Origin of the sequence: Pseudaminobacter soli (ex Li et al. 2025) (assembly GCF_029892515.1) — a bacterium.
GTDB lineage: Bacteria > Pseudomonadota > Alphaproteobacteria > Rhizobiales > Rhizobiaceae > Pseudaminobacter > Pseudaminobacter soli_A.
Genome location: NZ_JARXVF010000006.1, coordinates 325,622 through 338,122 on the forward strand (window position 1 = coordinate 325,622; position 12,501 = coordinate 338,122).

Annotated in this window: 11 protein-coding genes; 7 read left to right on the forward strand and 4 right to left on the reverse strand. The window is 63.2% G+C overall.

Features of this window, described 5'->3' with window-relative positions:
- Positions 1-2: 2 nt before the first annotated feature.
- A complete protein-coding gene (locus M2281_RS23010; protein ID WP_280823516.1) occupies positions 3-953 on the forward strand; it encodes an ABC transporter ATP-binding protein in 951 nt (316 codons plus the stop codon).
- On the opposite strand, the gene M2281_RS23015 is transcribed toward M2281_RS23010, so the two are convergent.
- From M2281_RS23015 to M2281_RS23025, 3 genes are all read right to left on the reverse strand, one after another.
- Positions 917-2,398, reverse strand: a complete 1,482-nt coding sequence (locus tag M2281_RS23015; RefSeq protein WP_280823517.1) for an HAL/PAL/TAL family ammonia-lyase — start codon at positions 2,396-2,398, stop codon at positions 917-919. The genes M2281_RS23010 and M2281_RS23015 overlap by 37 nt on opposite strands.
- Positions 2,395-3,396, reverse strand: coding sequence for an ornithine cyclodeaminase family protein (locus tag M2281_RS23020; protein ID WP_280823518.1), 1,002 nt, complete (start codon positions 3,394-3,396; stop codon positions 2,395-2,397). The genes M2281_RS23015 and M2281_RS23020 overlap by 4 nt, the downstream gene beginning before the upstream one ends.
- Before the next feature lie 121 nt (positions 3,397-3,517).
- A complete protein-coding gene (locus M2281_RS23025; protein ID WP_280823519.1) occupies positions 3,518-5,056 on the reverse strand; it encodes an FAD-dependent oxidoreductase in 1,539 nt (512 codons plus the stop codon).
- A gap of 449 nt (positions 5,057-5,505) precedes the next feature.
- Here M2281_RS23025 and M2281_RS23030 point away from each other — a divergent pair, with 449 nt between their 5' ends.
- The 3 genes from M2281_RS23030 (at position 5,506) to bigR (ending at position 8,030) form a co-directional block, all read left to right on the forward strand.
- A complete protein-coding gene (locus M2281_RS23030) occupies positions 5,506-6,294 on the forward strand; it encodes a GGDEF domain-containing protein (RefSeq protein WP_280823520.1) in 789 nt (262 codons plus the stop codon).
- A 96-nt stretch (positions 6,295-6,390) separates the two neighbouring features.
- Entirely contained in the window at positions 6,391-7,686 is a 1,296-nt protein-coding gene (gene blh / locus M2281_RS23035; RefSeq protein WP_280823521.1) for a bifunctional sulfur transferase/dioxygenase Blh, read from the forward strand.
- A 44-nt stretch (positions 7,687-7,730) separates the two neighbouring features.
- The gene (gene bigR, locus M2281_RS23040) at positions 7,731-8,030 is read left to right on the forward strand and encodes a sulfite-sensing transcriptional repressor BigR (protein ID WP_280823564.1); all 300 of its coding nucleotides are present in this window, start codon (positions 7,731-7,733) and stop codon (positions 8,028-8,030) included.
- A gap of 232 nt (positions 8,031-8,262) precedes the next feature.
- On the opposite strand, the gene M2281_RS23045 is transcribed toward bigR, so the two are convergent.
- The gene (locus tag M2281_RS23045) at positions 8,263-8,754 is read right to left on the reverse strand and encodes an Hsp20/alpha crystallin family protein (RefSeq protein WP_280823522.1); all 492 of its coding nucleotides are present in this window, start codon (positions 8,752-8,754) and stop codon (positions 8,263-8,265) included.
- A 278-nt stretch (positions 8,755-9,032) separates the two neighbouring features.
- Between M2281_RS23045 and M2281_RS23050 the strand changes: the two genes are divergently transcribed.
- From M2281_RS23050 to M2281_RS23060, 3 genes are all read left to right on the forward strand, one after another.
- Complete coding sequence (locus tag M2281_RS23050; RefSeq protein WP_280823523.1) at positions 9,033-10,451, forward strand: FAD-binding oxidoreductase; 1,419 nt, start codon at positions 9,033-9,035, stop codon at positions 10,449-10,451.
- A gap of 258 nt (positions 10,452-10,709) precedes the next feature.
- On the forward strand, positions 10,710-11,531 hold the full coding sequence (locus M2281_RS23055) for a GntR family transcriptional regulator (RefSeq protein WP_280823524.1): 822 nt from the start codon (positions 10,710-10,712) through the stop codon (positions 11,529-11,531).
- Positions 11,464-12,501, forward strand: a complete 1,038-nt coding sequence (locus tag M2281_RS23060; RefSeq protein ID WP_280823525.1) for a BMP family lipoprotein — start codon at positions 11,464-11,466, stop codon at positions 12,499-12,501. The genes M2281_RS23055 and M2281_RS23060 overlap by 68 nt, the downstream gene beginning before the upstream one ends.

Consider the following 12,501-nt stretch of genomic DNA (forward strand, 5'->3'; position numbering starts at 1 on the left):
CGATGGCTGACTCCAACATGATCGACGTCGAAAATATCAGCGTGACCTTCGCGGGCGGCGTGCAGGCGGTTGCAGGCATCAGCCTGAAGCTTGCCGTGGGCGAAACGCTCGGGCTGGTGGGCGAAAGCGGCAGCGGCAAGACGACACTCGCCAAGGCGCTGGTGGGGCTGAACCGGCCGGAGTCGGGACGTGTAGTCGTGGAAGGCCGTGACCTGACCGGGCTGACGCGCACCGACCGGCTGTGGCTGAGACGGCGCGTCCAGATGATCTTCCAGGATCCGCTGTCGTCGCTGTCGCCGCGCTTCACTATCCGCAAGCTCCTGGCCGAGCCGCTGGCCATTCATGGCCTAAATGCCAAGGAGCGCTGGCCGGCAGTTCTCGATCTCATGTCCCGCCTCGGGCTGTCGCAAGCGCAGCTCGACAAGTTCCCGCATCAGGTCAGCGGCGGACAGGCGCGGCGCGTCGCGATTGCGCGCGCGCTGGTCATTGATCCATCATTCCTGATCGCCGACGAGCCAACTGCAGGGTTGGACGTTTCCGTTCAGGGTGAATTGCTTAACCTGCTGTCCGATCTGCAGCTGCGCTTCTCGCTCGGTATCCTGATCGTCAGCCACAACCTCAACGTCATCGGCCGTGTTACCGACCGCGTCGCGATCATGTATCTAGGCAAGGTGGTGGAGGAGGGGCCGACACGCGCAGTGTTTCGCACGCCAAGACATCCTTATACGCGCGCGCTGCTGTCGGCCAATCCGGTCATCGATCCGGAACACAAGCGTAAGAAGATCGTGCTGGCGGGCGAAATCCCGAGCCCGTCGAAACCGCCGGCGGGCTGTCGCTTCCACACCCGTTGCCCCAATGTGCAAGCGCGCTGCCGGGTGGAGGAGCCGCTGCTGACCGAGGCGGAGAACGGCAGGCGCTATGCCTGCCACTTCCCGCTGGAAAGCGCGGCATAGAGAGCTTCGGCATCGGCCCCGTGCGGCCGATCCTGCTGAAGCGGCCGCACCAGCGACCGCACGGCGGCGTGCACGCGGGCCGTGCCCGGCGCGAGCCTTGAGCCTTTGCGCAAATCCACGGCCTGCGCCGCCGCCATCAGTTCGAAGGCGACCAGCCGGCGCCACAGCGCGATCATCTCGACGGTTTTGGAGACGGCAAGCGGCGTCTGGGTGGCATGGTCCTCGACGCCCTCTGAGACGGGCAAGAAGTCGAGCATCACCGGGTTTGCCTTGTGGCGGATGGCGGCAACGATCGCCGCCATCGTCTTCTGCAGGGGCACGAAACCCGCTGAGGCGCCACCGACGGGCGACAGATATTTCGGTAGGTCGTTGCGGCCCGAGCCGGTGAGCTGGATGAAGCGGGCGGCGCTCGCCGCGGCCGTCTGCGCGATTGCCAACCCGAACGCTTCGAAGGCAAGCGCCAGCGCCGGCGTATGGAAATTGCCGGTCGACATGACGATGCCGTCGTCGGCCAGCACGAGCGGATTGTCGGCAGCGCCGTTGAGTTCTATCTCTACGGCCCGCCGCGCGCCGTCAATCGCCGCGATCAGCGCGCCGTGGATCGAGGCCATGCAGCGGATGGAGAGCGGGTCCTGTAACGTGGTTGGGGCAATCTCGCGATCATCGGCCAGCAGGGCGCGAAGCCGGCTTGCGGCTTCCGCCTGTCCTGCGCCCGGCCTTGCCGCCTGCAGGCGCGGGTCGAGAATAGTGCGGTTGGCGCCGATGCCTTCCATGGTTAGCGCGCCGGCCTGCTCCTGTTGCGCGAGCGCCGCCGCCGCATCCGCAACCGCAAGCGCGCCCTGCCCCGCCGATACGGCCGAGGCGTTGATGAGTGACAGCCCGTCCTTCGGCGCGAGGAGCACAGGTTTTAGCCCGGCCAGCGACAGCGCCTCGGAAGCGGGCATCGTCCTGTTCCCATAGGTCGCCTCGCCGGCGCCGATCAGCAAGCGCCCGAGCGCCGACATCAGCACCAGATCGCCGGCGCCGATGGAGCCGAGCGAAGGCATCACCGGATGGACGCCGGCATTGAGCGCCGCGACGAGCGCGACCAGGATTTCGGGCGAGATGCCCGAGCCGCCGACGCTGAGCATTGCGGCGCGGGCGAACATCGCCGCGCGCACGGCGTCGGTCGGTAGCGGCTCGCCGACCGCACCGCTTCGCCCTTCCAGCAGTTGCCGCTGGAAGGCGCTGGCATCGCCCGCCACCGAGGTGCCGAGATTGGCGCCGAGACCGGTGTTGAGGCCATATATCTTCTGGCCGGCGCCGGCGGCGCGATCGAGCACGGAGCGGGCCCTGGCTAGCCGCTCAATAACCTCAGGTGCGATCTCGACCCTGCGCCCCTCGCGCGCGACGGCGACTACATCCTCGATGCGGATGCCACCGCCGTTCAGCACCAGGGCGCTCACGCGAACCTCAGCCGCTGGCCGATGCCGTTAGCCTGCGCCTTCTTCAGCATCGCAACGCCGAGCGCGATGTCCGACAGCGACAAGCCTCGATGCCAGAACAGGATGGTTTCGTCCTCGCTCTCGCGCCCGACCTTGCGGCCAGCGGCGATCTCGCCAAGCTCTGCGTGGAGCGTCTGCTCGGTCAGCCGGCCGATTTCGACATGAGCGCGCAGCGAGCCGAACTTGCCGCCCTTGCACTGGCCCCAGTCGTCCACCACGATCTTGTTCATGATGTCGGTCAGCGAAAGCTCCACCGCGCTCATCGTGCCGTAGGGGACCACCAGCGCGCCTGGCTTGATCCATTCGGTCTTGAGCAGCGGCTGGGGTTCTGGAAGGCGCGAGGCCTCGACCACAATGTCGGCACCAACGACGCAACTCTTCCAGTCCTCGACCGCCTTCACCGGCTTGCCGAGATCAGCCGAGAGTTTTGCCGCAAAACTGTCGCGACTTTCGGGCCGGCGCGAATGCACACGGATTTCCTCGAAATCGTAGAGGTGGTCGAGCAGCCGCACGTTCCAATAGGCCGTGCCGCGCGCGCCGATATGGCCGAGTACGCGCGGCTTCTTGCGGGCGAGATGCTTGGCGCCGATTGCCGTCAGCGCGCCGGTACGCATGTCGGTGATGACCGTGGCGTCGAGGATGGCGCGTGGCATGCCGGTGCGCGGATCGAACAAATTGAGGATGCCGAACTCGGAGGGCAGGCCGCGCAGGTAGTTGTCGACATAATCACCGACGATCTTCACGCCCGCCGCATCCAGCGGCGCGACATAGCCACGAAGTACATTGAAATGGCCCCGGAATTCCGGGTTCGGCTCGAGGTGCACGCGCGGCTCGACCACCGTCTTGCCATCGCCCTGGGCAACCAGTCCCGCCTCGACAGCGGCAATGATTTCCGCATCGGTCATGGCAAGCGCCTCGATATCGAGCGCATTCAGGTAATCGATATGGATTTCTTGCATTGTCGTCCAATTCTCCTGCGGCAGACGCATCCGGCGCGCACGGGCCATCCCATTTTCCTAGCGCAGAAGAGCCGCTGCAGAAACCGAAATCCGGGGAAAGATTTTGCGTAGATTCAAGGTGTTACGCTGCCTTGTGCTCCGTAGGCCTCCCCATGGCGACCTCGCATTCCAACAGCCCGATATCGCGGTTAATGGAAGCGGCGGCGACCGTTCGTCCTCCTTTCTTGTAGGCGACGATGCAGTCCTGTTTTTCGATGCTTCCGTCGATCTCGATCGCATCCCACGAACTGGCATAGCCGATGTACCGGATGGTCACGTCGTAATGCGCACTCCAGAAGAACGGCACGCTCATGAAGGGTCGGCGCATGCCGAGCATGTTTTCGGCGGCGACCTGGCCTTGGCGCTCGGCGACAACCCAGTGCTCGACCCGGCGCCTCTCGTTGTGGGCCCTATCCTGCCACTCGGCGATGTCGCCGGCGGCGAAGATGCCCGGCACGCTGGTTTCCAGGAATTCGTCTACCAATATGCCCTTGTCGGTTACGATACCGGCCTTTGTGGCAAGCGCAATGCGCGGTTTCACACCGACGCCGAGGACCACGAGATCGCCATCGATCGATTTGCCGTCGCTCAGTTGCACAGTGCGATCGTCGATGCGCGACGGCGTCGTGCCAAGGTGGAAATGAACGCCGTGTCCCTCGTGCACCGAGCGGATGAAGGCGCCGAACTCCTTACCGAGAACTTTTTCGAGCGGGTAGGTTTCGGGCGCGACCACGTGCACTTGAAGGCCGCGGGTGCGCAGGGCGGCGGCGACTTCCAACCCGATGAAGCTCGCACCAATGACTGTCACCGACTTGGCGTTCTGCGTGGCCGAGATGATCGCGCGGCTGTCGGCCAGCGAGCGCAGCACGAAGACATTTGGCTGCTCGGCACCGGGCAATGGCAGGCGCACGGGCTCCGCCCCGGTTGCCAGAAGAAGCCGATCGAAGGGGATTGCTTGTCCGTTCGCAGTGACCACCGTGCCGGCATCGCGATCAATGCGATCGACGTTCGTGCGCAACTGCAGATCGATATTGTTGCGGGCGTAGTATTTTTCCGAACGGAGCGGAATCCAGGATTCCTCGGCCGTTCCGGCGAGATAGTCCTTGGAGAGGTTGGGCCGATCGTAGGGCGTGTCCTCATCGGCGCTTAGCATTGTCAGTTGCCCCACATAGCCCCGGCGGCGCAGCATTTCGGCCGCCGCAAATCCGGCCGCGCCTCCACCTAAAATCACGATCCGCTTCGGATCATTGCGCGCGTCACGGGCCGGCTGCGGCTCAGCCTTGAGCTTGTCCGTTACGAAGACTCTTCCGTCGCGCTGCTCTACCTTCCAGCGCCCCAGCGGGGAAAAGGCTGGTGCGGCGAGCGCTTCGCCCGTGCGCAGGCTGAAGCGGGCGTGGTGCCATGGGCAGTGAATTGTATCACCCTCGACAATGCCGTCGCCTAAAGGTCCGCTGTAGTGAGTGCATGCCCCGCTTACCGCCAGAATTTCGTCGCCAACGCGCGCAAGAACCACGGGCTCGTCGCCGACATGGCCCTTGAGCAGCGCGGTCTTGTCGAATTCCGAAGCCGGCACCCCGGTAACCAGGTCAGGGTCGGAATCCTGATTTTCCTGCGAAGCCATTGCAACCTCCCTTGCAGCCTTGGCGGCGTCGCTCGATACGATGCCGAGAATGGCTGGTTGACGCGGCTGGATGCAATAGGTTCCCGACCTTCATGCGTGCAGTCGGAATTTTGTTGCGAGGGCGCTTAGGCGTCCAGGGGGAGGGTCGGATCAGGGCTCGCTATAGCGATATCCTATACGATCGTGGCACCCTCGGTTTCAGCGATATCGGCCTGGGACAGCGGGCCCATATTCGTGGATAGCACGTTAACAACTTTCTAATAAAGCAATCCCATATGATCGATATGGATGCGAGCCTCAAGCCTTTCCGGGTGAGAGTTCGGCGCCGATGCCCCTATATTCTGGGGCATTGTTCTATTAACATTGTTATTGGTTGAGCCGGCCTTTGCGGAAGCGAAGGGCTGTGTCCGGCATCATTTCAGGGCTTGGTTTTCGCACAAATGAGACTGATGCAGCTTCTTCGGGGATATTGGAGCCTGGTCGCCACCGTCCTGCTGTTTGGCGGCTACCTCGCCTTCGAATTCGACGTCTATACGGACTCCAGAGACGCCTCGCCCGAGAGGGAGCGGGGCGACCTGTTGCGGCTTCTCACCGTCAGCTCGGTCATGATGTTCGGCTTCATGGTCCTCTCGCTCCGGCGCGTGCTGGAACACGCGCGTGAGCGCACCATGCGCAACGCCGCCGAGTTTCGCGCCCGAGCCGTCGAGCGAACGGATCTTTTGACGGGCCTCGCCAATCGGCTTCGGTTCGAGGAACTGGTGGCCGATGCGCTTTCCGAGCGCGCGAAGTATGGCGCGCAGGCCGTGGTGCTGTTCATCGACCTGGATGGCTTCAAGCCGGTGAACGATACGCACGGCCACGCCGCCGGCGATGCCGTCCTTCGCGAAGTGGCGGCGCGTCTGACGAAGCATGCCGAGGATGCGGTGTGCATTGCGAGACTGGGCGGCGACGAGTTCTCCGTGTGCGCCAGGACTGCCCATGGCGTGCAGCATGCGATGAGGCTGGCCTCGACCTTGCTTGAAGCGATCGAGAGGACGATTCCCTTTGAGGACAAGCAGCTTGCGGTGAGCGCTACTATCGGCGTCGCGATCTGCACGGATGAGATGCAATCGGCGTCCGATCTTCTTAAGGCGGCCGACAGCGCTATGTATTCAGGAAAGCGCGACGGTCGCGGCCAGGTGGTGCTTCATGGTTCGAAACCGCAGGCCGTTACCTGGTCCTCGCCGAGGGTAGCCTGAAGATCGGCGGGGTCCGATAGCTTGCAAATCAAGCTTGCCATCCTGACAATATACATTATATGATATTGTAAATTGTTTCAGCAGAGGCAGGTACCCATGCAAACGGTCAAGATCACCGATCGGCTTTCGGTCTCCGCGCAGCCGCAGCTCTCCGATATCTCGGACCTGGCGCGCGCGGGCTTTTCGGCGCTCGTCAACGCCCGGCCTGACCAGGAAGACGCGGCCCAGCCCGGGATCGTAGCTGAGAGGCAGGTGGCATGCGACGCCGGCCTTGGCTACCGCTACATTCCTGTTACCGGTGCGACGATCACCGAGGCTGATATCCGCGCCTTCCAGTCTGCTGTCGTCAACGCAAATGGGCCGGTGATCGCCCATTGCAAAAGCGGCGCGCGCGCGCTGGCGCTCTATGCACTCGGCGAAGTGCTCGACGGCCGCATGAAGGCCGACGACGTGCTTGCCTTCGGCAAGCAGCATGGCTTGGATCTCTCCATGGCTGCTAACTGGCTCGTGCGGAACGCCGGGCGCAAGCCGCAGGTGAAGGCCTTCTTCGAGCCGCGCACCTTCAGCGTGCAGTATGTCGTCTCCGATCCGGAGACCAAGATGTGCGCTATCATCGATCCGGTGCTCGATTTCGACGAGAAATCAGGTTCCACGGCGACGACGAGCGCCGACGCCATCCTTGCCTACATCGCCGAGCAGGGGCTGACTGTGGAGTGGATTCTCGATACCCACCCGCATGCCGACCATTTTTCGGCGGCCCAGTATCTCAAGCAGAAAACTGGCGCACCGACAGCGATCGGTGAGCATGTGGTCGACGTGCAGAAGCTTTGGAAGGGCATCTACAACTGGCCCGAGCTCAAGACCGACGGTTCGCAATGGGACCGGCTGTTCGCGCATGGCGAGCGCTTCAGGCTCGGCAATATCGATGCGCATGTGCTGTTCTCGCCGGGGCATACGCTGGCATCCGTCACTTACGTTATCGGCGACGCCGCCTTCATCCATGACACCATGTTCATGCCGGACAGCGGCACGGCGCGGGCGGATTTCCCAGGTGGCAGCGCACAGGCGCTCTGGCGGTCGATCCAGGGTATTCTCGCCTTGCCCGACGAGACGCGTCTGTTCACCGGCCACGACTACCAGCCGAACGGCCGGGCCCCGCGCTGGGAAAGCACGGTTGCCGAGCAGAAGCGCTCCAATCCGCACATTGCCGGACAGGACGAAGTCTCTTTCGTGAAGCTGCGCGAGGCGCGCGATCGCACGCTGCCGATGCCCAAGCTCATACTGCATGCGCTGCAGGTCAATGTTCAGGCCGGCCGGCTGCCGGAGCCTGAGGCCAACGGCCGCCGCTACCTGAAATTCCCGCTCGACGCGCTGGAGGGTGCGGTGTGGTAAACGTATTGGACAAGCCCCGCCTTGACGGAGCGAACCCGATCGATATGGGCGCGCGGGCCGACGAGGTCGCTCTGCTGCTCAAAACCCTCGCCCATCCGGCGCGCCTCTTGCTCGCCTGCGCTCTGGTCGATGGCGAATATTCGGTGGGAGAGCTCGAAGACAAGCTTGGCATCCACCAGCCAACGCTGTCGCAGCAGCTGACCGTGTTGCGGCAGGCCGGGATCGTCGAAACGCGCCGCGAGGGCAAGCAGATCTTCTACAGGCTGACGGCGGAGAAGGCCGCCCGGTTGATCGAGGCGCTTTACGGCATCTTCTGCGTGGAAGGAAACGGCCAGAGCGCCTGACGGCCGGGCTGCGCCCTGCGAAATCGCCGAGATGCACACGCTATCGATGGCCTGAGTGAAGGCGCGCAAAATAATCACCTCAGGGTCTCGGCAAGGTGCCCGAAAGCTTTGTGCTCCGGCAGATATTCCATCGAAAAATCTTCCGCAGGGCTGGCGCACCTGGCTAGACCGTCTCGCTGCTGCGGAAGATGCGTTGCGGGCCTTTGTGGTCGCTGGCCCGAAAAGACCGGTCTCAGTGACTGGTGGACGCGCCGGAGCTAACCTTGATGTGGCGGGAGCGTTCCTGCGCCGGGTTCTTGGGCAGGGTGATGGTCAATATGCCGTCGGCGACATGAGCATGCACCTGTGCGGCATTGACCGAACGCGGAATGCGTATGGAGCGTTGGAACTGGCCGAAAGAGCGTTCGACAAAGTGGAAGTTCTCCTTGTCCTCTTTCTTCTCCATTCTCTTTTCTCCGCGGATGGTCAGTACGTCGTCGTCCAGGGTTACGTCGACATCTTTTTCAGCGACGCCCGGCAGTTCGGCGGTGATGCGTACCTCGTTCTCCGTTTCGGAGACATTGAGGTGCGGCATGATCATGCCTTCGTGCCCTTCAGTGGGCGTCATGCCGGTGCCGCGGAACACGTCCTCGAACAACCGGTTCATACCTTGCTGGAAGGATGCAAAGGGGTCGCTGCCTAGCAGGTTTCTGCTGCCAAGGGGCATGAGCGGGTGGCGTGCCATGGCTCAATCTCCTCCTGTGTGAGAGAGCGGCCGACATTCGATTGCGCATACTTCCGGACCGGCCGGCCCTTGCGGACCGGAAATAGTCCCCCGGGTAGCGCAGCCATCCAAGCTTGGCCTTGATTTCGGGCGGCTGTTCGTCACTTCAAGTGGTGCGATCATCAAAATCGCCGCAAGACATGCTGCATCGCTGCCGCTGCGACTTCAAACCCGGCCGAGGGGGCTTGCTACGCTTGTCGAGATCGAGCATTTGGGGGCCAGCTTGCCGGAGATGCATCATGACCCAGCCCCAATCCACCGCATCTGCCCCACTCGGAGAAGATGTGCTGTCGCAAATCGAAGCCATTGCCGGACCAGTGATGCGGGAGGACAAGCTTCGCGATTGGGACCCGGGCTACCACGCCGACAATTTCGCGGCCGGCATTGCTGTCTCGCCGCGCTCGGTCGAGGAACTGTGCGCTCTGCTCGTGCTCTGCCATGAACAGCGCATTCCGGTAGTCACCCATGGTGGGCGCACCGGTCTGGTCGGGGGCACGGCGTCCGCACCCGGCGGGATTGTGCTGAGCACCCGCAAGCTGAACGGCGGCATCGAGATCGACCCGGTCGGCCGCGTTGCCATCGTGGATGCGGGCGTGACGCTCGAAGCTCTGCAACAGGCGGCGGCGGAGCACGGCCTCAGCCCCGGCATTGACCTGCCGTCGCGCGGCAGCGCCACGGTCGGCGGACTTGCCGCCACCAATGCCGGTGGCATCGAAGCCTTCCGCTTCGGCACCATGCGCGACCGCCTGCTGGGTTGCGAATTCGTGCGCGCTGATGGCTTGCTGGTCAGCGACCTTGCCCGCGTCCTGAAGAACAATACCGGCTATGGCCTGACCGATCTGATTGCCGGGTCCGAGGGCACGCTCGGCGTTATCACCCGCCTTGCGGTCCGGCTCGAGCAGCTGCGTCCGGTCGCGGCCACCGCCCTGTTTGCCTTCGCCACCATCGAGGACACACTGGCCGTCGCGCAGAACCTGCGCGATCGTTTCGGCGATCGGCTGCGGGCGGTCGAGATACTCTGGCGCGAATATGCCGAAACGATCGCTGCCCAGCACGGGCAGTCGCTGGAGGCAGTCGGCATCGGCGAGGGCGTCTTCCTGCTTCTGGCCGAAACCGAGGAGACGCCGGACGGCGACGGCCAGGACCGCTTCGTGACCCACCTCGAGGCGCTGTTCGAGCAGGGGTTGGTCTCGGAGGCGGTGCTTGCCCAGAACAGCAGCCAGCGCGATTTCTTCTGGATCTTGCGCGAGGATGCCGACGTCCTGTTTCGCGTGTGGCCGCACATTCATTCGTTCGACGTTTCGGTGCCGCTCGCCAATCTCGGCACCTATGCCCGGGGCATCGAGCCAAAGCTGAAGCAACTGGCCGATCCGGTCGGCGTCTACATATTCGGCCACCTCGCAGACGGAAATCTCCATGTGATGATCGGGCTCAATGACGACCTACCGCATGAGGCTATAGAGGCGGTTCTCTATCCGGGTCTTACCGAAATGGGCGGCGCGTTTTCAGCCGAGCACGGCATTGGCCTGGAGAAGCGCGAGGCTTTTGTCAGCTTCAACAGCGCGGCCAAATGCCAGACGATGGCCGCAATCAAGGCGGCGCTCGACCCGCGCAATATCCTCAATCCCGGCAAGATTTTCATGCCTGCGACGGCTTGATGGCGTCGGTCTGAACCTTATTGGTTGCCGCATGGCCCGGCAGTTGCGGGCCATGCGTATCCGGGCAGAAGACCAAGAAAATCAGTATGATAGTGGTGCATAACAAGCCGCGCGGCAACGCGCGGCTTGTTTGCCTTTGCGGTCGAATTTGACCGCTGCGCTGTTAGCCAAAGAATTTTTCGGCGGCAAACGATCGAACCCGGCTTGCTTTCAAATAAGCAAGCTGTACAGTTGACTGGACAAGTTTGGAGGAGACCGATGGCCGCTGGTGCGCGCGATCGTGAGGGGCCGCTCTATCTGCAGATCGCGGATCGGCTGCGTGAGGATATCGCCGCGCTCGGCGAGGGCACCCGTATTCCGAGCGAGCCGCAGCTTGCCCGCGATTGGGGCGTCAGCCGTTTCACCGTCGCCAAGGCCGTGGAGCAACTCGTCGACGAGGGACTGATCACGCGTCGGCAGGGCAGCGGGTCTTTTGTGGCCCCCGCGCCGCTGCGCCGCCAGCCGGGATATCTGCTCAGCTTCACCGAGGCCGTCGAAGCTGCGGGCCACACGGCAACTCATCAGCTTCTGGCGTTCGAGGAAGCGACCTGGCGGCCCGACCTGCCGTATCCGGAAAGTGCAGCCCTCATTCATCTCGACCGTCTGCGCCTTGTCGATGGCAAGGCTGTGGCGCGCCACCGTTCGGTGATCTCGGCCGAGCTTGCGCGCTTGACTGGTTTGACGCGCGAGCTTGCCTCGCTGCCTTCCTTTTCGCTCTATCGCTTTTTCGAGGAACACGGCTTTTCGGTTCACAGCGCGACCGAGCGACTGGTCGCCCGCCCCGCAGAGCCGGCAGATCGCAAGCTGCTGAGCCTTGGCAGCGACGCCGTCGTCGTTGCCGTCACCCGTCATTCCTTTGCCACCGACGGCACGCTGCTCGATGCCGTCGACGCCATCTATGATGCGCGCCGCTATTCCTACGAGGCGACGCTGGTGCGCCAGCAACGAAACAACGGATCCAACACGGAGACACATGATGAAAACCACTTCGATGGCGCTCGCGGCCACGATGGTCCTCGCCTCGGTCCTTGGCACGGCTAATGCCTATGCCGAGGACAAGCCGGTTGCCCTCATCGTTTCGCAGGGCGGGCTTGGCGACCAGTCCTACAACGACCTTGCCTATACCGGCTTCGAGCGTGCGCTGAAGGACGCCGGCCTTGAGGGCAAGCCGGTCGAGTCCAAGGAAGTGGTTTCGCAGGCGACAGAGATCCTGCGCCGTGCTTCGGATGCGGATTTCGGCCTGATTGTCGATCTCGAATATGCCCATGGCGAGCCGATGCTGGAGGTCGCCAAGGACTATCCCGATACGAAATATGTGATCCTGAACCAGGTGCGCGAGGGCGCCAACATCGCCTCCGTTTTGTTTCAGGAACAGGAAGGTTCCTACCTCGCCGGCACGCTCGCGGCGCTGGTGACGACCGACACCTCGATCAAGGGCATCAACGACAAGCCCGTCATCGGCGTGATCGGCGGCACCAAGTCGGCCGGCATCGACAAGTTCATCGCCGGCTTCATCCAGGGCGCTAAGGCAGCCAACCCCGATGTCGTGGTGAAGGTTGCCTATTCGAACACTTTTGGCGATCCGGCGGTCGGCCTGCAGATGGCCAAGGCCATGATCGAGGAAGGCGCGGACGTGATCTATCACGTGGCCGGCGGCACCGGCATGGGCGTCATTCAGGCGGCCAAGGAAGCCGGCGTCTACGCGATCGGCGTCGACACCGACCAGGACGGCATCGCCCCCGGCAACGTGCTGACCAGCATGGTCAAGCATACCGACATCGCCGTCGAGACTGTGATGAAGGGCTATGCCGCCGACAAGTTCCCGGGCGGCCAGACCATCTCGCTCGGCCTCAAGGAAAACGGCGTCGGCCTGTCGGAGATGAAGTACACCAAGGAGCTTATCCCGGCCGCGATCCTCGAAAAGGTCGAGACGGCCAAGCAGGACATCCTGTCGGGCAAGGTGAAGGTCTGGAACGTGGTCGACCAGGGCTACCCGGACTTCATGAAATAA

Coding starts and splice junctions, on each gene's coding strand:
- M2281_RS23010 (WP_280823516.1), top strand. CDS start 3: ATGGCTGACTCCAACATGATCGACGTCGAAAATATCAGCGTGACCTTC.
- M2281_RS23020 (WP_280823518.1), bottom strand. CDS start 3,396: ATGCAAGAAATCCATATCGATTACCTGAATGCGCTCGATATCGAGGCG.
- M2281_RS23025 (WP_280823519.1), bottom strand. CDS start 5,056: ATGGCTTCGCAGGAAAATCAGGATTCCGACCCTGACCTGGTTACCGGG.
- M2281_RS23030 (WP_280823520.1), top strand. CDS start 5,506: ATGCAGCTTCTTCGGGGATATTGGAGCCTGGTCGCCACCGTCCTGCTG.
- blh (WP_280823521.1), top strand. CDS start 6,391: ATGCAAACGGTCAAGATCACCGATCGGCTTTCGGTCTCCGCGCAGCCG.
- bigR (WP_280823564.1), top strand. CDS start 7,731: ATGGGCGCGCGGGCCGACGAGGTCGCTCTGCTGCTCAAAACCCTCGCC.
- M2281_RS23045 (WP_280823522.1), bottom strand. CDS start 8,754: ATGGCACGCCACCCGCTCATGCCCCTTGGCAGCAGAAACCTGCTAGGC.
- M2281_RS23050 (WP_280823523.1), top strand. CDS start 9,033: ATGACCCAGCCCCAATCCACCGCATCTGCCCCACTCGGAGAAGATGTG.
- M2281_RS23055 (WP_280823524.1), top strand. CDS start 10,710: ATGGCCGCTGGTGCGCGCGATCGTGAGGGGCCGCTCTATCTGCAGATC.
- M2281_RS23060 (WP_280823525.1), top strand. CDS start 11,464: ATGATGAAAACCACTTCGATGGCGCTCGCGGCCACGATGGTCCTCGCC.